22 protein-coding genes are annotated in these 20,819 nt (G+C 63.5%); 16 read left to right on the top strand and 6 right to left on the bottom strand.

Translation table 11 applies throughout. The features are described from left to right. The first annotated feature begins 6 nt into the window (after positions 1–6). The 11 genes from gspG to PQQ51_RS18465 all read left to right on the top strand — a co-directional run bounded on the left by gspG (position 7) and on the right by PQQ51_RS18465 (position 10,883). The gene (gspG, locus tag PQQ51_RS18515) at positions 7–444 is read left to right on the top strand and encodes a type II secretion system major pseudopilin GspG (RefSeq protein ID WP_408498240.1); all 438 of its coding nucleotides are present in this window, start codon (positions 7–9) and stop codon (positions 442–444) included. Positions 445–559: 115 nt separating this feature from the next. Continuing rightward, positions 560–1,747 carry a type II secretion system F family protein gene (locus tag PQQ51_RS18510; RefSeq protein WP_408498239.1) on the top strand — a complete coding sequence of 396 codons (1,188 nt, stop codon included), beginning with the start codon at positions 560–562 and terminating at the stop codon, positions 1,745–1,747. 2 nt (positions 1,748–1,749) lie between these two features. Further along, positions 1,750–3,480, top strand: coding sequence for a GspE/PulE family protein (locus tag PQQ51_RS18505; protein WP_408498313.1), 1,731 nt, complete (start codon positions 1,750–1,752; stop codon positions 3,478–3,480). Continuing rightward, complete coding sequence (locus PQQ51_RS18500) at positions 3,473–4,345, top strand: hypothetical protein (RefSeq protein ID WP_408498238.1); 873 nt, start codon at positions 3,473–3,475, stop codon at positions 4,343–4,345. Before PQQ51_RS18505 ends, PQQ51_RS18500 begins: the two co-directional genes overlap by 8 nt. Then, positions 4,342–4,893, top strand: a complete 552-nt coding sequence (locus PQQ51_RS18495; protein WP_408498237.1) for a PilN family protein — start codon at positions 4,342–4,344, stop codon at positions 4,891–4,893. Before PQQ51_RS18500 ends, PQQ51_RS18495 begins: the two co-directional genes overlap by 4 nt. A gap of 2 nt (positions 4,894–4,895) precedes the next feature. Beyond that, on the top strand, positions 4,896–5,903 hold the full coding sequence (locus PQQ51_RS18490; protein WP_408498236.1) for a hypothetical protein: 1,008 nt from the start codon (positions 4,896–4,898) through the stop codon (positions 5,901–5,903). Next, on the top strand, positions 5,900–6,421 hold the full coding sequence (locus PQQ51_RS18485) for a hypothetical protein (protein WP_408498235.1): 522 nt from the start codon (positions 5,900–5,902) through the stop codon (positions 6,419–6,421). The genes PQQ51_RS18490 and PQQ51_RS18485 overlap by 4 nt, the downstream gene beginning before the upstream one ends. Before the next feature lie 25 nt (positions 6,422–6,446). Continuing rightward, positions 6,447–8,981: a secretin GspD/PilQ domain-containing protein gene (locus PQQ51_RS18480; RefSeq protein ID WP_408498234.1), complete on the top strand. Its 2,535-nt coding sequence runs from the start codon at positions 6,447–6,449 to the stop codon at positions 8,979–8,981. A 59-nt stretch (positions 8,982–9,040) separates the two neighbouring features. After that, positions 9,041–9,535 carry a prepilin-type N-terminal cleavage/methylation domain-containing protein gene (locus PQQ51_RS18475; RefSeq protein WP_408498312.1) on the top strand — a complete coding sequence of 165 codons (495 nt, stop codon included), beginning with the start codon at positions 9,041–9,043 and terminating at the stop codon, positions 9,533–9,535. Positions 9,536–9,540: 5 nt separating this feature from the next. Beyond that, positions 9,541–9,927, top strand: a complete 387-nt coding sequence (locus PQQ51_RS18470) for a type II secretion system protein (RefSeq protein WP_408498233.1) — start codon at positions 9,541–9,543, stop codon at positions 9,925–9,927. 116 nt (positions 9,928–10,043) lie between these two features. Beyond that, positions 10,044–10,883 (top strand): type II secretion system protein, encoded by an 840-nt coding sequence (locus tag PQQ51_RS18465; RefSeq protein ID WP_408498232.1) that lies wholly within the window; start codon positions 10,044–10,046, stop codon positions 10,881–10,883. Between the two features lie 30 nt (positions 10,884–10,913). Here the strand turns inward: PQQ51_RS18465 and mug are convergent, their stop codons facing one another. Both mug and PQQ51_RS18455 read right to left on the bottom strand, forming a co-directional pair. After that, positions 10,914–11,474 (bottom strand): G/U mismatch-specific DNA glycosylase, encoded by a 561-nt coding sequence (gene mug / locus PQQ51_RS18460; protein WP_408498231.1) that lies wholly within the window; start codon positions 11,472–11,474, stop codon positions 10,914–10,916. Positions 11,475–11,547: 73 nt separating this feature from the next. Next, the gene (locus PQQ51_RS18455; protein ID WP_408498230.1) at positions 11,548–12,429 is read right to left on the bottom strand and encodes an aldo/keto reductase family oxidoreductase; all 882 of its coding nucleotides are present in this window, start codon (positions 12,427–12,429) and stop codon (positions 11,548–11,550) included. Positions 12,430–12,431: 2 nt separating this feature from the next. Here PQQ51_RS18455 and PQQ51_RS18450 point away from each other — a divergent pair, with 2 nt between their 5' ends. After that, the gene (locus PQQ51_RS18450) at positions 12,432–13,154 is read left to right on the top strand and encodes a TetR/AcrR family transcriptional regulator (protein ID WP_408498229.1); all 723 of its coding nucleotides are present in this window, start codon (positions 12,432–12,434) and stop codon (positions 13,152–13,154) included. An 80-nt stretch (positions 13,155–13,234) separates the two neighbouring features. Here PQQ51_RS18450 and PQQ51_RS18445 read toward each other — a convergent pair whose 3' ends face one another. After that, positions 13,235–15,319, bottom strand: a complete 2,085-nt coding sequence (locus tag PQQ51_RS18445) for a phosphocholine-specific phospholipase C (protein WP_408498228.1) — start codon at positions 15,317–15,319, stop codon at positions 13,235–13,237. A 334-nt stretch (positions 15,320–15,653) separates the two neighbouring features. Between PQQ51_RS18445 and PQQ51_RS18440 the strand changes: the two genes are divergently transcribed. Genes PQQ51_RS18440 through arsH form a run of 4 tightly spaced genes read left to right on the top strand, consistent with a single transcriptional unit; the run spans position 15,654 to position 18,281 of the window. After that, positions 15,654–15,986, top strand: a complete 333-nt coding sequence (locus tag PQQ51_RS18440) for an ArsR/SmtB family transcription factor (RefSeq protein WP_408498227.1) — start codon at positions 15,654–15,656, stop codon at positions 15,984–15,986. 39 nt (positions 15,987–16,025) lie between these two features. After that, the gene (gene arsB / locus PQQ51_RS18435; RefSeq protein ID WP_408498226.1) at positions 16,026–17,111 is read left to right on the top strand and encodes an ACR3 family arsenite efflux transporter; all 1,086 of its coding nucleotides are present in this window, start codon (positions 16,026–16,028) and stop codon (positions 17,109–17,111) included. Beyond that, a complete protein-coding gene (gene arsC, locus PQQ51_RS18430; protein WP_408498225.1) occupies positions 17,108–17,536 on the top strand; it encodes an arsenate reductase (glutaredoxin) in 429 nt (142 codons plus the stop codon). Before arsB ends, arsC begins: the two co-directional genes overlap by 4 nt. Beyond that, positions 17,529–18,281, top strand: coding sequence for an arsenical resistance protein ArsH (arsH, locus tag PQQ51_RS18425; protein ID WP_408498224.1), 753 nt, complete (start codon positions 17,529–17,531; stop codon positions 18,279–18,281). The genes arsC and arsH overlap by 8 nt, the downstream gene beginning before the upstream one ends. 254 nt (positions 18,282–18,535) lie before the next feature. Here the strand turns inward: arsH and PQQ51_RS18420 are convergent, their stop codons facing one another. The 3 genes from PQQ51_RS18420 to PQQ51_RS18410 form a co-directional block, all read right to left on the bottom strand. Further along, positions 18,536–19,033 (bottom strand): hypothetical protein, encoded by a 498-nt coding sequence (locus PQQ51_RS18420; RefSeq protein ID WP_408498223.1) that lies wholly within the window; start codon positions 19,031–19,033, stop codon positions 18,536–18,538. Positions 19,034–19,203: 170 nt separating this feature from the next. Then, a complete protein-coding gene (locus tag PQQ51_RS18415) occupies positions 19,204–20,202 on the bottom strand; it encodes an alpha/beta hydrolase (RefSeq protein ID WP_408498222.1) in 999 nt (332 codons plus the stop codon). A gap of 12 nt (positions 20,203–20,214) precedes the next feature. Beyond that, complete coding sequence (locus tag PQQ51_RS18410) at positions 20,215–20,796, bottom strand: TetR/AcrR family transcriptional regulator (protein WP_408498221.1); 582 nt, start codon at positions 20,794–20,796, stop codon at positions 20,215–20,217. Positions 20,797–20,819 lie beyond the last annotated feature (23 nt).

The raw sequence follows: 20,819 nt of genomic DNA, 5'->3' as shown, positions 1-20,819 counted from the left end.
CCAATCATGGGTAAGCGAAATGAGCGGCTCGCGCCGCGGCGCCGCGCGAAGGGTTTCACGCTGCTCGAATTGCTGGTGGTGCTCGTCATCATCGGCATGCTGGCGGCGATCGTCGGACCGCGTTATTTCGCGCAACTGGGCAAGTCGCAGGTGACGGTTGCGCGCGCGCAGATCGACGTGCTGAGCAAGGCGGTCGACAACTTCCGGCTCGACGTCGGCCGTTTTCCGACGGCTGAAGAAGGGCTTCAGGCGCTGGTGGTACGTCCGGCCAGCGCGGACAAGTGGAATGGTCCGTATCTGAAGAAGGAAGTGCCGCTCGATCCATGGGGGCATCCGTACGTCTACCAGGTGCCCGGCACCAAGGGCGACTACGCGGTGATCTCGTACGGCCGCGACGGGCAACCGGGCGGTTCCGGCGAGGACGCCGACATCAGCAGCGAATGAAGTAGCGAATGAAGTATCGAAGGGTCCGCCACCGGCGGACCCTGCATGGCGGTGCGCCCCGCAACGGACGCACCCCCATGCAGCAGGCAGTTCCGACCAAAGGTAACGCGGCACCATGCAATTTGAAGTCAGAGCGCTTTCGCCGGAGAACCGGATCATCGCCCTCGTCGTCGACGCTCAGGACGAGGCTGGCGCGCGCGCCCACACCGAGGCGCGCGGCCTTCACGTGACGCGCGTCGCGCCGATGCGCGCGCTGCGCCGGCCGGCCGGTTCGCGCGGCCGGATCTCGCTGGTGCTGTTCAGCCAGGAGTTGCTCGCGTTGCTGAAGGCGGGTCTGTCGATTGTCGAAGGGCTGGAGGCGCTGCTCGAACGCGAAGGCGGCGCGCGGCTGCGCGGCGTGCTCGGACGCCTGCTTGCCGGACTGCGCGAAGGCAAGCGTTTCTCGAGCTTGCTCGGCGAGCAGCCCGATGTGTTTCCGCCGCTTTACGTCGGCATCGTGCGCGCGGCCGAAGGTACGAGCGACCTGCCGCGCGCGCTGCAACGCTATGTCGATTATCAGGAGCGCATCGACACGGTGCGCAACAAGCTCGTCAGTTCGGCGATCTATCCGAGCATTCTGCTGGTGGTCGGCGGCGGTGTGTCGACGTTTCTGATCACGTATGTGGTGCCGCGCTTCGCGACCATCTACGAAGACACCGGCCGTGCGTTGCCGTGGATGTCGCAGATGCTGCTCAACTGGGGCAAGTTCGCGGCCGCCCACGGGTTGCCGTTGGTGCTCGCCACGCTCGGCGTTGCCGCTGCGCTGTTCATGGGCGCGCGCGCGGCGATTGCGCGGGTCGGCCTCGTCAGTCTGCTCGGCCGGCTTCCGCTGCTCGGCTCACATTTGCGGATTTATCAGTTATCCCGACTGTATCTGACGCTCGGCATGCTGCTCGAAGGCGGCATTCCGATCGTCGCCGCGATGGAGACGGCCTGTGGCACCGTTTCGCCGGCGATGCGCGACGGGCTGCTGAACGCGCGCGCGTCGGTCACGTCGGGCGAGCCGTTGTCCGCGGCGTTTCTCGCACAGAACCTGACCACACCGATTTCGTTGCGGATGCTGAGGGTGGGCGAACGCTCGGGCGAACTCGGCGCGATGCTGACCCAGTCGGCCGCGTTCTACGACGGCGAGATCAGCCGCTGGATCGACCGCTTCACGCGGATGTTCGAGCCGCTGCTGATGGCGGCGATCGGCGTCGTGGTCGGCACAATCGTCGTTCTGCTTTACATGCCCATTTTCGATCTCGCGGGGAGCCTGTCATGACCATGCAGGAGACGCACGCTCCGCTGCATACGCCGTCGGAGGCGCCGTTGCACGCGCCGTTGCACACGCCTCTTTTCGACGCCGATCTGCTGGTTCGCGCGCGTGCGGCTGCGGCCGCCACGCAGCGTCATCTCGTCGAAGAATTGCAGGCGCTGACGGGCGCCGAACCGTTCGAACTGCTGCGCGCGCTCGCGGCGCAGCTCGCGATGCCGGTGATCGAGACCGCGGGCATGCTCGCGCTCGCGCCGGCGTTCGACCGCGTGCCGCTATCGCGCGCGATGCAGCGCCGCTGCGCGTTGTTGCGCGATACGGACGGCGCGCTGGTCGGTGTCGTCACGAGCCCGTTCGATCTCGATCTGCAGACGTGGCTCGTATCGCAGTCCGGCGCGGCCGTCGAAATGCGGCTTGCGCTGCATGGCGATCTGCTCGCGTATCACACGCGTATGGAGGAATCGACGCGCGCGGTCGACAGCCTCGTGTCCGTCGACGACGGCACGCAAGTGGACGGCCGCGCCGCGCAGGTGCTGTCGTTCCAGACCGTCAACGAAGCGGCGAGCCCCGCCGTCAAGCTCGTGAACTCGACGCTTTACGATGCGTTGAAGGCCGGCGCATCCGACATCCACCTGGAAAGCACGTCGACCGGACTTTCGCTGAAGTATCGCGTCGACGGCGTGCTCGATGCAGCCGCGACGATCCAGGGTGTCGAAACGGCGGAGCAGGTGATCTCGCGGCTCAAGGTGCTCGCGGAACTCGACATTGCCGAGCGGCGCGTGCCGCAGGACGGCAGCTTCCGCGTCGCGGCGGGCGGCCGCGACATCGACCTGCGCGTGTCGATCATGCCGAGCATTCACGGCGAAGACGCGGTGATCCGGATTCTCGACAAGCGCGCGATGATCGAGGCCTATGGCTCGCTGACGCTCGAGGCACTCGGCTACGACAGCGAATCGCTGGTCGCGCTGCGCTCGCTGGCCGAGGAACCGTACGGGATGCTGCTCGTGACCGGTCCGACCGGCTCGGGCAAGACCACCACGCTGTACGCGGCGCTGACCGAGATCCACAACGGGCGCGACAAGATCATCACGATCGAGGACCCGGTCGAATATCAACTGCCCGGCATCCTGCAGATTCCCGTCAACGAAAAGAAGGGGCTGACTTTTGCACGCGGGCTGCGTTCGATCCTGCGGCACGACCCGGACAAGATCATGGTCGGCGAAATCCGCGATCGCGAGACCGCCGAGATTGCCGTGCAATCGGCGCTGACGGGTCACCTCGTGCTGACGACCGTGCACGCGAACAACGTGTTCGACGTGTTCGGCCGCTTCAGCCACATGGGCATCGATCCGTATGCGTTCGTGTCGGCGCTGAACGGGATCTGGGCGCAGCGGTTGTTGCGCGTGAACTGTCCGCGCTGCGCGGCGCCCTATGTGCCGACCGACGCCGAGCTCTCGCGTCTGGGGCTGACGCGGGAAGGCGTCGCCGATTACGCGTTCCGCCAGGGCACCGGTTGCGGCGACTGCCGCGGCACCGGTTATCGCGGCCGGCGCGCGATCGCCGAAATCCTGATTCTCGACGACGAAATACGCGATCTGGTCGTCGAAAAGCAGCCAATCCGCGTGATCAAGGAAGTGGCGCGCCGCAACGGCACGCGGCAGTTGCGCGAAGTCGCGCTCGGTCTCGTGAAGCGCGGCGAGACGACGCTGGCGGAAGTGAAGCGGGTGACTCTCAATGCTTGAACGCTGGTTGAAACGGTTTGCGCGGCGCGGCTACTGCCGGCTCGCGCTGTCACGCGGAATGCTGACGGTGCGACGCGTCGGTGCATCGCGCCATGTACCGGCGCAGTTTGTCGAACGGCTGCTGCCGGCCGGCGCCGATGCGTCGCAGGAGACACTCGCCGCGCTGATCGGCGCCGCGCTCGACGAGTCGGGCGGCAGCGGTTTGCCGGTGCATGTGACGTTCGCCGACGAGCTGGTGCGCTATTTCATCGTCACACCGGCCGACAACAGCGTGCGGATGCAGGATCTGCGCGCGGCTGCCGGCGTGCGCTTTCACACGCTTTACGGCGAAGATCCGGCCGGCTGGCAACTGGTCGCCGACTGGCAGGCCGCAGAGCCGTTCCTCGCGTGCGCCGTGTCGCGCCGCTGGTCCGACGCGTTGCAGCAGGCCGTCGTGGCCGGGCGCGGTTGCGTCGTGTCGGCGTTGCCCGAATTCGTCGCCGCGTGGAACCGCTCGCGCCGCGAGCTTGGCGCCGACACCTGGCTCGCGACGCGCGGCGAACGCGCGCTGACGCTCGGTCTGATCGCGGCCGAGCCGCGTCCGCGTGTGGCGGCAGTGCGCACGCTCGCACTGCCCGATCCTGTGCCGTCGATCACGTGGCTGCGCGAGCAGGTCGCGCGCGCGGCGTTGCTCGACAATCTGCCGGCGCCTGCGGCGCTGCTGCTGCACGGTCCGCGCTGCGACGTGTGGCTGCCGGGTGCGACCGACTTCACCGATCCGGGGATGACCGTGCGCTGGAGCGAATCCGCCGATCGCGCGACGCCTGGTGCAAACGCCGCCACGGCGCAGCCCGCGCCGCTCGCATGGAGCGGCACCACGTCATGAGGAGCCTGCCTATCGATCTCGCGCCGTTCAGCATACGGCGCGAGTGGTACCGGATTCGTCCGTCCGCGCGCGCGCTCGCGCTGGCCGGTGTGCTGCTGTGCGGTGTCGCCGCGTACCGTGCGCAGACGCTGCTCGTGCATCTGCAAACACTCGACGGCGAATCCGCGCGAATCGTCGAACGCAACGATCGGGCCGCGCATGCGTCGCAGCGCATGCATAGCGAGCCGGTCGACGTGAAACAGGCTACGGCCGTCAATCTCGCTGTTGCGCGGTTGAATCTGCCGTGGGACAACCTGCTCGACGCAATCGAGGCCGCGACGCCGACGCAGATCGCGCTGATGTCGATCACGCCGGAACCCGGCCGCGCGCTGATCCGGATCGAGGCCGAGTGCGCGGCCAGCAAGGACATGCTCGATTACCTCGGTTCGCTCGGTCAGCAACCGCTGCTGGGACGCGTCACGCTAACCCGGCACGAGCTCGTGAAGGACGGCATGGACAGCCTGTTCCGGTTTCAGGTCGAGGTGCAGTGGCGGGGGACGGTATCGTGACGATGCAGTCAGTTATCCGCAGCTTGTTGCGGCTTCGTCTCGCGCTCTCGCGTTTCGGCACCGGCACGCTGCTGGCGGCCGCGCTACTCGCCGCGGCGGCGCTGCTGTGGCTCGGCGTGCTGCCCGGCATGTCGGCGCGTGTCGCCGACGAGACGCGCTCAGTGGCCCGCCTGCGCGCGCAGCCGGTGCCGAAACCAGTTGTGCCGGCGCCCGTGCTCGCGGCCGGCCGGCTCGCGGATTTCTACGCGGGGCTCGGCGATTCCGCGCATACCGGCGAGATCGTGATGCGGTTGTTCGACGCGGCCGCGGCCGCCGGTGTCACGCTCGATAAAGCCGAGTACAAGCCGGGGCACGATGCGCCCGGTCGCTTCGACACTTACACGATCGTGTTGCCGGTCAAAGGCGACTACGCGCGCTTGCGGCAGTTCAGCGAGAAGGTGCTGGTGACGGTGCCGTACGCGGCGCTCGACGATATGCGCTTCCAGCGCAACTCCGCGAACGATCCTGGTGTCGAGGCTAATTTGCGGTTTACGGCGTTTCTAAGGCCGGTGACGATTGCGCCCGTTAGCGCGTCGGCGGTGGCTGCGGCTGCGGTTAACGCCTCAGCGGCTGCGGTCGCTGCTGCGTCGGGCGCATCGGCCACGGCGGTTGCTACGTCCGGCGCTTCAGGGGCTGCTGTTGCGGTGGCCGCTGCGCCTGGAGCTCCGACGAGAGCTGCTGTGACGGCCACTGCCTCGCCGGAAGCCTCGATGGCCGCAGTGACGATTGCTGCCCTGCCGTTAGCCGCGCCTGCGGTCGTCGTATCGGCCGTGCCATTACCGACGACTGCTGCGACAACTGCGGCAACGCTCGCGCACACCTCTGCGGCACAACTGAAATCCGGCTTGCCGCAGCCGCACAAACCATCACCCGCATCGGCACCAGCATCGCCAGCTACCGCGCGAAGCGCGTCGGCGCCATCGGCCGCCACGCCGCAAAAAATCGCCGCATCGCAAGGAGCCACGCGATGAAACGCCAGCACATCGTCATGGCCGTGCTGTTCGTCGCGTGCGCACTGGTGCTCGTATTCACGAACCATTCGCAGGACGACTCGATCGTCGAGGCCGCCCCGCACGCGGCCGCCGCGCCGTCGACATCCGTATCGAGCGCGGCGCCAGGCGTACGCGCCACGACCGGCGTCGTCACGATCCTGTCGGTCCGCGCGCGCGAGGATCGCACCGGTTCCGGCGCGCATCCGCTGTTCAACACGCTGATGCTCGCGCCGCCGTTGCCGTCCGCCGCGCCCGCGCAGGCCGATGTGCCGCCGCTGCCGAGCACGCCGCCGATGCCGTTCACCTACATCGGCAAGCAGCAGTCGGCCGGGCATTGGGAGGTCTATCTCGCGCGCGGCGACGACACGCTGATCGTGCACGACCAGATGCTGATCGACGGCGATTACCGGGTCGATTCGATCGCCCCGCCGAACATGACACTTGTCTACTTGCCTCTGAAACTTGTCCAGACGCTGGATATCGGCAATGCCGACTGATCCGCGCGTTACGAGGAACGAACCGTTGCCCAAGTCACTCCCGATTCGAAACCGACCGCGCACCGCGGGCGCCGTCGCGATACGCCATCTGCGGCGCGGCGCGCTGCTCGTTGCGCTGCCAGCGCTGCTGGCTGCGTGCGTCGAGCAACAGTCCTATCGCGACGGCCAGAAGCTGCTCGCCGCCGGTCAGGTCGACCAGGGCGTCGCGAAGCTCAAGGACGCGTCGAAGCAGGAGCCGGAGGACGCGAAGTACCGCGAGGTCTGGCTCGCAGAGCGTGAGAAGCAGATCAACGATCTGATGGATCAGGGCGACCGGCTCTCCGCGAACGGTGCTCGTGACGCCGCGCGTGCCGCTTATCAGCACGTGCTCGCAATCAGCCCCGGCAACGAGCGTGCGTTGGCCGACATCGCCACGCTCGACACCGACGCGCGGCTCAACCTGATGCTGAGTCGCGCCGAGGCGCTTTTCGTGCGGCACCAGCCCGACGACGCGCGGCATCTGCTCGACGCCGTGCTGACCGAGGCGCCGACCAACCGCCGCGCGCTCGAACTGCAGCGCAAGCTCGCCGCCGAGACGGGTTCGGCGCGTGTCGAAGCCGCGCTCGCCGCTGCGTATCGCAAGCCGATCCGCATCGACTTCCGCGATGCGCCGCTCAAGCAGATATTCGACGTGATCTCGCGTTCGTCGGGTATGAACTTCCTGTTCGACCGCGATGTGAAGACCGACCAGCGCACCACGATCTTCCTGAAGAACAGCACGATCGACGCGACCGTCCGCTACGTGCTCGCGACCAACCAGCTCGCGCAGCAGGTGCTCGACGAGAATACCGTGCTGATCTACCCGAACACGGCGCCGAAGGTGAAGGACTATCAGGAGCTCGCGGTCCGCACGTTCTTCCTGTCGAATACCGACGCGAAGACGATCGCGAACACGCTGAAAACGATCCTGAAGATCCAGAACGTGGTCGCCGACGAGAAGCTCAACATGGTGATCGTGCGCGACACGCCCGACGCGATCAAGATGGCCGAGCGGCTCGTGTCACTCGAAGACGTGCCGGAACCGGAAGTGATGCTCGAAGTGGAAGTGCTCGAAGTGCAGCGCAACCACGAGGTCAACCTGGGCGTCGCGTGGCCGAGTTCGGTCAACGTGACGCCGTTGCCGCTCGGCAGTGTGATCGCGCCGGTTACCGGGCAGTCCAGCAGCGGCTCCAACGTGTCGTCGATCAATCCGTACGGCAGCGTCTCGTCCGGCAGCAACGGCTCCTCTCCGGCGCTGACGCTGAACGATCTGGTGCATCAGACGGTACGCACGATCGGTTTGTCGTCGCTGCAGGCGACCGTCAACGCGAACGTCACCGACTCCGACGTCAAGCTGCTGACGAATCCACGGATTCGCGTGCGCAATCACGAGAAGGCGAAAATCCTGATCGGCGAGCGCGTGCCTAACATCACGTCGACGGCGACCTCGACCGGCTTCCTGTCGCAGTCGGTCAACTATCTCGACATTGGCCTGACGCTGAACGTCGAACCGACCGTCTATCTCGACGACACGGTCGGCATCAAGCTCGCGCTGGAGGTGAGCAGCCTCGGCAACGCGGTGACCACCACCACGGGCACGGCCGCATACCAGATCGGCACGCGCACGGCCAGCACCGTGCTGCAACTGAAGAATGGCGAGACCGATGTACTCGCCGGCCTGATCGACAACGAGGAACGCGTGTCGGGCAACAAGCTGCCCGGCATCGGCCAGTTGCCGATTCTCGACCGCCTGTTCGGCGCCAACGACGACCAGGCGAAAAACACCGAAATCGTGCTCGCGATCACGCCGCATCTGGTGCGCAACATCCGTCGCCCGGATGCCGATCTCGCCTACTTCACGTCGGGCACCGAGACCAACATGCGCAGCATGATCCAGTCGAACGGGCTGGCGCTGCCGGCTGCGTCGTCGAACTCGCCGGGAGCGTCCGCGTCGGGTGGCAGCGGCGATGCGGCGCGTTTCGGCGCGGGCGGGCAGCCGAATAACACGAACGGTGCGTCCGGCGCGGGAGTGGGCGGCTATAGCGGCACTGGCGCGTATAACGGCTCCGGTGCGTATAACGGCGGCGACGGTCTGTCCGCGCCGGGCGCGGGCCCTGTGGTCGGCACTGCGCAGATGACGATCGAAGGGCCGCCGCAGGTGAAGACCGGCGATTCGGTCACCGTGTCGCTATCGATGTCGGCCGATCAGCCGGTCGCGAGCGCGTCGTCGATTGTCGGCTTCGACGCGACGAAACTGCAGTTCGTCGGCGTAACGGAAGGCGACTTCCTGAAGCAGGGCGGCGCGCCGACCTCGTTCTCGAGCCGCGTGAGTACTGGCCAGGTGCAGTTGTCGGATTCGGTGCAGGGCGGCTTGGGCGCTGCGTCGACGGGGACTTACGCGGTGCTGACTTTCCGCGCACTGGCGCCGGTATCGCAGACCGCGATCAAGATCACGCCGGGTTCCGTCGTCGGCCTGACCGGCACACCGATCACGCTGACGCCGCCATCCGCGTACACGTTCACCATCATCGCGACACCATGATGCGTGCTTCACTAACTCGCGGCGTGGGCGCTTTACACGCGTTTCGTGTGCTTCGTGCGATGCCTGCGGCCCGCTTCGGGCGTCGCGCGGCGGCCGGCTTCACGCTGATCGAGCTGCTCGTCACGCTCGCGATCCTCGGCGTGCTCGCGAGCATGACGGTGCCGGTCGCGCAGGTGATGCGGCAGCACGAACGCGAGCAGGAGTTGCGCGACGCGCTGCACCAGATCCGCGGCGCGATCGATGCGTACAAGGCGGCTGCGAAAGACGGCCGCGTGCCTGTCGAGATCGGTACGTCGGGTTATCCGCCGAAGCTGAACGTGCTCGTCGACGGCGTGAAAGACCAGAGCGATCCGAAGGGCGCGAAGATCTATTTTCTGCGCCGTTTGCCGCGCGACCCGATGAGCAACGACCCGCAACTCGACGCCGTGGACACCTGGGGCAAGCGCGCGTACGCGAGCGAACCCAGCGATCCGCAGGAAGGCGACGACGTGTACGACGTGTACTCGATGTCGAACGGCGTCGGGCTGAACGGCATTCCCTACCGGAACTGGTGACGGCGATGAGAAACCCGCTACGCAAACGGAACGGCTTCACGCTGATCGAACTGTTGATCGTGCTGTCGATCATCGCGTTGATGCTGACGCTCGCGCTGCCGCAGTATTTCCACTCGATCGATGCGTCGAAGGAGAAAATCCTCGCGGAGAATCTGCACGTGACGCGCGATGCGATCGACAAGTTCTACGGCGATCTGGGCCGTTATCCCGATTCGCTCGACGAACTCGTCGACAAGCACTATCTGCGCGCGCCGCCGTTCGATCCTGTCACGGACAGCGCGACCACCTGGCATATCGTGCCGCCCGACGAGCAGTTTCCCGGCAAAGTCTACGACCTGAAGAGCGGCGCCGAAGGCACGACGCTCGACGGGCAGCCGTTCGATTCGTTATGACGGAGCAAGAGGCGCACGAGGCGCACGAGGCACGGGACGCGCAAGAGGCACGAAGAGGGCGGCGCGGCTCGTCCCGGACCCGCATCGCGCGGCGGTCGCGGCGAGGGCAGCGCGGCTTGGCGTATCTCGCGTTGCTGATCGGCATCGCGATTATCGGCGTCGCGGCGGCGGGCACGATCCAGCTTGGCGCGCTTTACCAGCGGCGCATGGCCGAGCGGGAACTGCTGTATATCGGCGATCAGTTCCAGCGCGCGCTGCTCAGTTACTCGGACAACACGCCGCTCGGCCAGCCGACCCAGCCGCGCACGCTCGACGAACTCGTGCGCGATCCGCGCTATCCGAATCCGATGCGCCATCTGCGCCGTGTCTATGCCGATCCGATGACGGGCAAGGCCGACTGGGTGCTGGTTCTATCGCCGAATGGACAGACGATCGTCGGCATCCATAGCGCGTCGCAGGAGCATCCGATCCAGCTTCGGCAGTTTCCAGACCGGTTTCGCGGTTTCGAGGACAAGCGCAGTTACACGCAATGGGTGTTCATCGCGCGACCGCCGCAACTGGCGCTGGGGCAGCGGCCGCCGAACTCGGGTGTGCCGGGGGTGCTGGGGGTGCCTCTGCCTGGTGTGCCGGTGCCGGTCGGTGGGGCGAATGATGGGGTGCAGCCGGGTGGGGATGATTCGGGGAATGCGGGCGGATCCGCGAACGGCGGGTTTTCTAACGGTAGTGGTTTTTCGAATGGCGGCGGATTCTCGAACGGCAGTGGCTTTTCAAACAACGGTGGTTTTTCGAATGGCAGTGGCTTTTCGACGAATGGAGGTTCATCTTCCGGAAGCGGCTCGTTGAACGGAAGCGGCTTTTCCAACGGAAGCGGTTTTTCCAACGGAAGTGGCTTCTCCAACGGAAGCGGCTTTTCAACCGGCGGCGGCTTTTCGTCGAGCAGCGGCACGGGCAACTGAGAAAACACGCCGACGCTCGTCCCGCCGTGCTCAAGCGCTATCACGATACGCACTGCACCACGCGTCGAGTTCCGCCGCCATCGCCTGCCGGAGCGCCGCATAGGCCTCGACGAGCCGATCAAGCGGGAAGGCACGATTGAGCCCGCTTGGATTGGGCAAAACCCAGACGCGGGCGTCCGCGAACGTCGTAGTCTGCGGTCCCCATTCGATATCGCGCTGGCCGCCGATCGGCACGAACGCCGGCTTGCCGAGGAACGCAATCATGCGCGGCCGGAAGTGCGCGATCTTTTCGCGGAACGGCGCGACCGCATCGCTCATCTCGATGCTGCCCACCTCCGCTGCGCGGCGCGTCGGACGCGTCGCCATTGCGCTGATTCCGCAGCCGTAGTGCAACAGCGAGCGATCGTCGTCGGCGCGCAGCCGCGATGGCGTGAAGCCCGCCAGATGCAGCGCGGGCCAGAACCGGTTCGACGCCGATCCGAAGTTATGCCCCGATTCCGCCGCGCGCGGGCTCGGGTTGATGCCGCAGAACAGCACCGGCAGATCCGGCAGAAGGACGTCGAATGAAGACAGGGCGATCGGTGTGTTCAAAACGTGAGTCTGTCAGGTGGCAATGGCGGGTATCTTGCCAGAGCTTCGTTCAGACCGATCGTATGGCGAGCGACTAGCCGCGTGTCTTCCCCGAACCGATCTTGTCCAGCGACGACAGGACATCCGCCGGCAAGCTGAGGTTCACGCTGTCGATGTTCTGCTTCAGATGCTCGACCGACGACGTTCCGGGTATCAGGAGAATATTCGGCGCGCGTTGCAACAACCATGCAAGCGCGACCTGCATCGGCGTTGCGTCGCACTGGTCCGCGGCGTCATTCAGTGCATCGGCCTGTAGCGGAGAGAAGCCGCCGAGCGGGAAAAACGGCACATAAGCGATACCGTCTTTTGCAAGGGCGTCTATCAGCGTGTCGTCGTGCCGATGAGCAAGGTTGTACATGTTCTGCACGCACGCAATGCGCGTAATCGAGCGGCCTTGCGCCACCTGCGTCGCGGTCACATTGCTGAGTCCGATGTGACGAATCAGGCCTTTCGCCTGAAGCTCGGCGAGCGCCGTCAACGGCGCTTCGATGTCACCTTCGCTCGGTGCCAGCACGCTGAACATAACGCGAAAATTCACGACATCGAGCACATCGAGACCGAGATTGCGCAGATTGTCGTGCACCGCCGACTCCAATTCGGCCGCCGATGACGCAACGTTCCATGAAGCATCACTGCCTCGGATCGCACCAACCTTCGTAACAATCGTGAGCGCGTCGGGATAGGGTCGGAGTGCCTCGCGGATGATCTGATTGGTAATGTGAGGGCCGTAATAATCGCAGGTATCGATATGCGTGATGCCGCTTTCCACCGCGGTACGAAGCACGGCTATCGCGGCGGCACGGTCTTTCGGCGGCCCGAATACATGAGGTCCCGCCAACTGCATCGCGCCGTAGCCCATGCGCGTAACCGACGTGTCGCCGAGTTGAAAAGTGCCTGCTCGCGTAACTTCAGTCATTGATGTACTCCTTCGTACAAATTGTCGTTTCAGTCGTTCCAGGATGTTCGGATAGAATACGAATAATTATTCAGATTGTGAATTCGCATATGCGCACGGATAACGGACAGGGGCTGGACGCCCGCAAACAGCCGCAGCAGGCGCGTTCCCAGGTGACCGTTGACGCGATTTTCGACGCGACTATTCAGGTTTTGCTGGCGGAAGGCTTGCAGCGGCTTACCACCATCCGCGTGGCCGAACGGGCCGGCGTATCGGTCGGAACGCTTTACCAGTACTTTCCGCAGAAGCAGGCGCTTCTTTTTGCCGTGCTGCAGCGGCATCTGGAAAGGATAGTGAAAGCCGTCGAAGATGCCGCTGCATCAGCGCACAACGAATGTTTGTCGACGATGGTGAAGGCGGTCGTTACTGCATTCGTGAAGGCGAAGACGCAGGATCTGGACGAATCGCGCGCGCTGTACGCGGTTGCCCTCGAACTCGATTCACGCAGCTACGTTCGCAAGTTGGGGGCTCGCAACCGCGCGGCGCTGCAGGCTATGCTGAAGACCGCGTCCGACGTGCATTTCGACGACATTGCGATGACCACGTTCATGCTGATGGGCGCATTGATCGGTCCCGTGCGTTTGCTGCTGGAAGGGAAGTCGTCGCAGTCGATGATCCGGAAGTTTCGTGATCAACTGGAGTCGCTCTGTTTGGGGTATCTGGAACGCGAGGCGCGTTCCAAGTGAGTGGTAGGCTCGGCGACAGCGGTGAAGGTCTATTCCTATAACTTCAACGATGCTTCACTCACTGGCACCGAGCGTCGCGCTTACGCGGCAGCCGGATCGCTGACGAGGTCGTGTCCATTTTCGAGGCGCCCCGCGAAGCGGCGCAGAAACGCTGGCTGGGTATCGACTGTCACCGTGAAGTCGTACCAATTGCCACTTGCCGATACGGGCCACGTGTTGCTCACATTGCCGCCCGCCGGCACGGAAACCGTCAACGGACGTTTCTCCGTGCGATAGGCATTCGATCTGACGGTAAAACGGCACCCCACACGGCCTGAATTCCGCAGGTTGACGCAGACAGCGTTATTCGCGATGTCGTAGCTCACCTCGATTTCTGGTTCTGCTGTCATCAGCCCCGCCTTTCTGCCGAGATCCCCGCGAAAGATCCGCAGGAAGCCATTCGCACCATGTAGCGCTATCGAATACTTCGTGCCGTCGAGCCCGGATCGAGTCCAGTTATCGGAGAGTTGCGTGCCGGGATCGAGCGCATAGCGGCGCGGCGAGTGGGTACCCTTTGCGAGGTCGTAAGCAGAAAACGCCGCGCCCGCTTTCCCGCTGTTGACGAGTAGAAGCGAGAACGTACGCGTGCTCGCATCCACACTCCCATTCGCGTGAAACTCATAAGGCAACGCCCGCGAAGGGCGCGTACCGGGTTCCTGTTTCGGCATGGACTGCACTGCTGGAACTGCGGGTGGCGGCAGCGAACTGCATTGCAGATTGGCACGCGCAACGTAGGCGCTCGTTTCCGGTAACGCAGGCCAGCTCGAATCAGGATTGTCGAAGTTGAACGCCGACGTCAGATCGCCGCAAATAGATCTTCGCCATGCGCTGATATTGCGGCAATGAAGCCGGAACCGTCGTTCGATAAACTGAATAATCGATGTGTGATCGAACACTTCCGAACAGACATAGCCCCCTCGCGACCACGGCGAGACCACCGTCATCGGCACACGAAATCCAAGCCCGATCGGCAGACCATCATAGAGTTCGCCGGTCGTCGCGACGGTTGTTTTCCCCTCGGCGTCGTTGCCTGGCGGCGTGGGCGGCGGTACGTGATCGAAGAAGCCACCTTGTTCGTCGTAGTTCAGAAGAAACACCGTGCGCGACCAGACCTCGGGTTTCGCCGCCAGGGCCGCCAGCAATCGCGCGCTCAGATCCTCGCCGGCTTGCGGATGGTAGTTCGCGTGCTCGGACAGTGCCGTCGGCGCGATGATCCACGAAACCTGCGGCAGCTTGCCCGAAGCGATGTCCGTGGCGAAGGCGTGGGCGATGTCGTCGACCGTCGCCATGCCTTTCCGGTAAAGCGCGCTCGTCGGCGAGGCCGACTTGAAGTTGTGAAATAGCGCAAGGGCGTTGTCGTCGAAGTTATCGGGCTGCTGATAGACGCGCCAACTGACGCCCGCAGTTTCGAGCATCTCGGCGACCGTTTGCCACTTGAATCCCTGGGTCGGCTCGGCATTGTCCAGCGTCGGTTCGAATCCCGCCGACAGGCCGCTGCTGCCGCTGAACAGGTGCAGTCTGTTCGGATTGGTCTGCGTAAACGTCGACGCATAGTACTGGTCGCAGATCGTGAAGGCGTCGGCGAGCGCATAGTAGAACGGCAAATCGTCCCGCGAAAAATAACTCATGCCGAGACCGGGCAGGCGCGCCGTATTCCACGCGTTGCAGAGACCCTTGTTCCACATCGCGATGTCGGTCAGATAGCTCATCGAGGGCGCTTTCGCGCAGGTCGCGCTGGTGGTCGCCGTGTCGAGATGGAATGGCAGGATGTAGTTCGTGCTCGTCGGCTGTTTCCAGACGGGATCGCCGTTGGGTAATCGGATCGCCATCCGGTCGTTGAAGCCGCGCACGCCGCGAAGCTTGCCGAAGTAGTGGTCGAACGAGCGGTTTTCCTGCGTGAAGATCACGATATGCTGGACGTCGTCGATCGTGCCGGTGGTTTTGTTTGCCGGAACCGCCAGCGCTTCCCGGACCCAGCACGGAAGCAGTGTCGCCGCGATCGAAGCGCCAAGCGAGCTTGCCGTTATGCGCAGGAAATCACGGCGTGGCGCAGCGGACTCCCGGTTGTTTTCCTGGGCCGGAGATACCGACCCCCCCGATAATTTCCGGTGACGTCCCCTATCCATCGCACCACCCGCTCAGTTATTACGCGCCGGGTCCCGCGACGGTCCGACGCTGGGCAGCATTCGCTGCAACACATGATCTTTTAGAACACGACGCCCTGAACCACCCCGATCGACGAAGCACATGGCCCGGAATTCTTCAACCGGCGCTATGGATCGGGCATCGTGCAAGTTCTTTGAGCCTAGCTAAATTACCTTAAGGAAACCTGATGGAACGGATCGCGACATGATCAAGGAGAGCCCGCGCGGCTGACTACATCGCATCCCATCGCCCTGAGCAGAATCATCATTTCAACAATACTTGAAATATAGAAATGAATCGTTTATTGTTCCTGCCATGGACTCAAATCTCGTTGTACGCGCGTTGAGCGCGCTGGCTCACGAATCGCGCCTCGCCATCTTCCGCTTGCTGGTCGTGGCCGGCCCTGAAGGCCTGGCGGCCGGCGAAATTGCGCAGCAGGTCGGGCTATCGCCGTCCAGTCTCTCGTTTCACCTGAAGGATCTGTCACATGCAGACCTGGTGACGCCACGACAGGAAGGACGTTTTGTCATCTACACGGCGAATTTCGACGCGATGACGGGCCTGATCGGCTTCCTGACCGAGAACTGCTGCGCGGGCACACCTTGCGCCGCAAGCGAGCGCCCCAAGTGTTGCGGAGACTCGGCATGAAGCGGATTTACATCAACATTGCTGTAGGCGAGCCGAAAAATGAGCAGCACTGAGACAACCGTCCGCGCAGCACGCCTGGCAATCGGATTTTTCGAGCGTTACCTGACGGTCTGGGTCGCGCTTTGCATTGTCGGCGGCATTCTGCTCGGGCAACTACTTCCGCCACTCTTTCAGGCGATCGGCCGCATGGAGGTGGCGGAAGTCAATCTGCCGGTCGGCGTACTGATCTGGGTCATGATTGTCCCGATGCTGGTCAAGATCGATTTCGCGGCCATGACACAGGTGAAAAGCCAGTGGCGCGGTATCGGCGTGACGCTCTTCGTCAACTGGTTCGTCAAGCCTTTCTCGATGGCGTTGCTCGGCTGGATCTTCATTCGCCATGTGTTTGCGCCGTGGTTGCCTGCGGATCGTTTGGATAGCTACATTGCGGGTTTGATTCTGCTGGCTGCTGCGCCATGTACAGCGATGGTGTTTGTCTGGTCGCAACTGTGCAAGGGCGATCCGTATTTCACGCTATCGCAGGTCGCGCTCAACGATTCGATCATGATCGTCGCGTTCGCACCGCTCGTCGCGCTGTTGCTGGGCCTGTCCGCGATCACGGTGCCGTGGGACACGCTGATTATCTCTGTCGGTCTCTACATAGTCATTCCCGTCATATTTGCCCAGATACTGCGCAGGCAGCTACTTGCAAAAGGCGACGCTCATTTCCAGCGAGCTGTCGCGCATCTCGGCCCGTATTCGATCTGCGCGCTTCTGGCGACGCTGGTGCTGCTGTTCGCATTTCAGGGGCAAGCCATCGTCAGGGAACCGCTCGTTATCGCGATGCTGGCCGTCCCGATCCTGATTCAGGTGTTTTTCAATTCCGGTCTTGCCTACGTGCTCAATCGCAGACTCGGCGTGGCGCACTGCGTGGCGGGACCATCGAGCCTGATCGGTGCGAGCAACTTTTTCGAGCTTGCGGTAGCCACTGCCATCAGTCTGTTCGGCTTTCAGTCGGGTGCGGCACTCGCGACCGTGGTCGGCGTGCTGATCGAGGTACCCGTGATGCTGCTGGTCGTTGGCGTGGTTAACCGGTCGCAGCACTGGTACGAAACAGGGAGCAGGTTCAAGGGGCAGCAAACATGAGCGTCACGATTTATCACAACCCGGACTGTGGCACGTCACGGAATACACTCGCAATGATCCGCAACGCGGGCATCGAACCGGAGATCGTCGAATACCTGAAAGCGCCGCCGGATCGGGAGACGCTAAAGATGCTCATCAGTCGTGCCGGCCTGACCGTGCGCGCCGCACTGCGCGAAAAAGGCACGCCATACGCCGACCTCGGTTTGGCCGACGTCTCGTTGCACGACGAAGAGCTGCTCGATGCAATGCTGTCCAATCCCATTCTCATCAATCGGCCATTTGTGATAACTCCGCACGGCGTGCGCCTGTGCCGCCCTTCCGAAGTCGTTCTGCAAATCCTGCCCGAAGCGCTGAACAAGCCATTTACGAAGGAAGACGGTGAGGTGGTGATCGATAACGAAGGACGGAGAGTGGGAATTGATTGACGGCCTGCCGAACATCAGTAGTTCGCATCTCGATACGCCGGACCTGCAAAAGCTTACGCCGCCTGCGGTATCGCAGCATGCACCGCGGATTCTGCTCCTCTATGGGTCGCTGCGATCCACGTCTTATAGCCGTCAGTTGACGTTCGAGGCTGAACGCATTCTGCGTCACTTCGGCGCCGAGACGCGAGTGTTCGACCCGTTCGGCCTTCCAATCGCCGATAGCGTAGCGGCGGATCATCCCAAGGTTGTAGAACTTCGCAAACTGTCGGAGTGGTCGGAGGGTCAGGTTTGGTGCAGCCCTGAACGTCACGGCACGCTCAGCGCGGTGTTCAAGAACCAGATCGACTGGTTGCCGCTGGAAAGTGGTGGTGTCCGTCCGACTCAAGGGCGCACGCTCGCCGTGATGCAGGTGTGCGGCGGGTCTCAATCGTTCAACGCGGTGAACGCACTGCGCGTACTCGGGCGCTGGATGCGCATGGTGACGATCCCCAATCAGTCGTCGGTGGCGAAGGCATGGCAGGAATTCGACGCGGACGGACGAATGAAGCCGTCCGCGTACTACGACCGGGTTGTCGATGTGATGGAGGAGTTGTACAAATTCACGCTGCTTGTGCGCGACCGCTCGGACTATTTGACAGATCGCTACAGTGAGAGAAGGGAGGCCCACCCGGAACTTGCGGAGCAACTGGCCGCGGCTGCGATGGATCATGAAGCCGATGCCAACCATGTCGACACCGACGAATGAAGGTTCGGTGGCTCTTCGCCGTCTTCATGGCGGAGGCAGCAACGCTCGCCGCGTTCCGATGAATAGTGACGGATTGAACGGTGGGCAACCGTCAGAATGTCCGCAGTTCACGGACATAAGGAGCCGACGCAATGGTGCAATTCACGACGCCGGGCGAATATATCGTGCTGCCCGCGAGTACGATCGAAGACGTGCCCACCTCACCAGGAAGCGTTTAAACGATCCGGCGATACTTGCGGGTGCGGTGAACCTGCCTAGCGGTTCATAGCCTGCGCATAACGAGCGCAAGCGCTGATCGTGCCGTCATACGACATGTTCGTCATCACGTCCCGGCTATCGACTTCGATGTCGATCTTGCAACTGACATTCGTCGGCACCATCGTTCCGCCAAAGGTGTTGGCCGTGTAATGACCTCCGCCTGATCCTCGGGATGCATTGGCCGTCGTAAAGCTGCTTGACGCCTGATAGGTCGACACCGTTTGCGACGTCGTCCATGTGTAGACATGACGACCCGCGAGGGTCCGGTCGCTGTTCGGCACGCCGAGCCTGTCGACGGCCATTGACAGCGGTTGCCCGCGCAGACGCTGCCAGCCCGTGTCCAACTGGTTTCCCACGCATGCCGCAAGCGGCAATAGCGTCAGAAGCGAAAATTTTCTCTGCGTTGATTTCGAAGGAAGCCGCTTGAGCACGGCGAATGCACCTTTGTGCGCCTTGATGATCGAGATCGCGTCTCGAAGAAGGAAAGTCGACATATCGGCCCGTCATTGAATGAGGAGGTTGTCATGCTGCAAGCAGCCTGATTCGTGCCGTGCTTGCCGGCATGGCGTCGATTATAAACCGATATGGTTTATGTTCAACCGATATGGTTGGTTGTTGGCGCGGGGATTCGAGTGAGCCCGCTTGTGAGCTCGTGGACGCTCACTCAGCCCGCGCCCGATAGATGGGCGCGGACAAAGCGCGCCACTTCCGCGCGCAGTTCCCGATCTTCCGGCGCGCCCATGAAGCCGCCGTGGGGCATTGCTTCGAAGACATGCAATTCGCAGGGTACGTCGGCGCGGCGTAGCGCACGGTGCAGTCGTACCGCATTCGACAGGAACAGGTCGCGCGTGCCGCTCTGAATAAAAGTCGGCACGAAGCCTTTGGAAAAATCGCCGAACAGCGGTGACAGATACGGATGAGCGAGGTCGGCGCCATTGGCATACAGCAGGTTGTTGGGCATCAGCGACTTAGGCAGCAGGACATCGACAAGCTGGTTCAGCACGAAGCTGTCGCCCGACTCGGTCAGGTCCACTTCCGGCGATAGCAGTACGAGCGCCGCCGGCAACGGCAAGCCTTCGTCGCGTGCTCGCAGCAGCATTGCGGCGGCCAGATTGCCGCCCGCAGACCGGCCGCCGATGACGATCTGGCGCGCCGGATACTGTTGCAACAGCCGGCGATACACGGCGATGCAATCGTCGAGCGCGGCCGGATACGGATGCTCCGGCGGCATCCGGTAGTCGATGCCCCAGCAGCGCAGGCCCAACTGCTCGGCTTGCATTTGCGCGCCGATGCGGCAGACGTCGCCGCCGCCAAACACGAGGCCGCCGCCGTGCAGATCGACATAGATCAGGTCGTCGGCGACAGCGCTTGTCGGTGTCGCGATGTGTACCGTGGCGTCGTCGATCTGAACGGTTTCCACGGCCGCGCGCAGTTGGCCTGCCAGTTGCGCGACGGCCGCGCCGTATTGCGCGTCGGCGGCGGCCTTGAAGCGCATCCAGCCGTCGAAATCGTCCGGCTCGGGTGGGTTGTACAACGCGTTCAGTGGGACGCCATCGGCATTGACCAGGCGGCGCAGCGCGGCCTGAGCCTCGGCGCTGATGCTGCGCGGAAACGGGATGTCACGGGCCGGAACGCGGACGCCGTCGGCTGGAGTGGGATTCATTGCAGAACTTTTTTAAAGGACTTCGGGGGCGGACGGCCACTGCTCAAGCGCGACATGCAGCGCGTCGAGACTGCGCCGCCATGAGGTTTCGCTGTCGGGCACGCTGTGGGCAAATGAGCTCGACAGTTCGAGCGTGACATAGCCCATGAAAAAGCCGCCGAGAAAGCGGATTGCGTGGACCTGTTCGGCGTCGGGCAGCGCATAACCGCGCAGCACCGCGCGACTCAGTTGCGCCAACTGAGGGCCGGCACTGGCTGCGGCGAGTTCGGGGGACAACGGTTGACGGGCGGCGGCGAAGCGGCCGGGATACTGGCGCGCATAGTCGCGATGCGCATCGGCCAGCGCCACCAACGCATCTTTGCCGGCGCGGCCGGCGATGGCCTGGGCCGCGGCATCGGCGAGTTGCCTGAGCGCGAACAGCGCGACCTGGCATTTCAGCCAGTCCAGGTTTTCCATGTGCGAATAGAGGCTGGCCAGCCGCACATTGAATTTGCGCGCCAACGCGGCGCCGGTCAGTTGCTCGAAGCCGATTTCGTCGGCGAGTTCAGCCCCGCCTTCTATCAGTCGCGCAACCGTTAGCCCTGTTTTGGCCATGGGGTTCCTCGCACGATTCCTAA

It is taken from the genome of Paraburkholderia xenovorans, from assembly GCF_046030735.1.
Classification (GTDB): Bacteria; Pseudomonadota; Gammaproteobacteria; order Burkholderiales; family Burkholderiaceae; genus Paraburkholderia; species Paraburkholderia xenovorans_A.
Note: the sequence above shows the minus strand (reverse complement) of the source record. Positions and strands in the feature narration are given on the sequence as shown.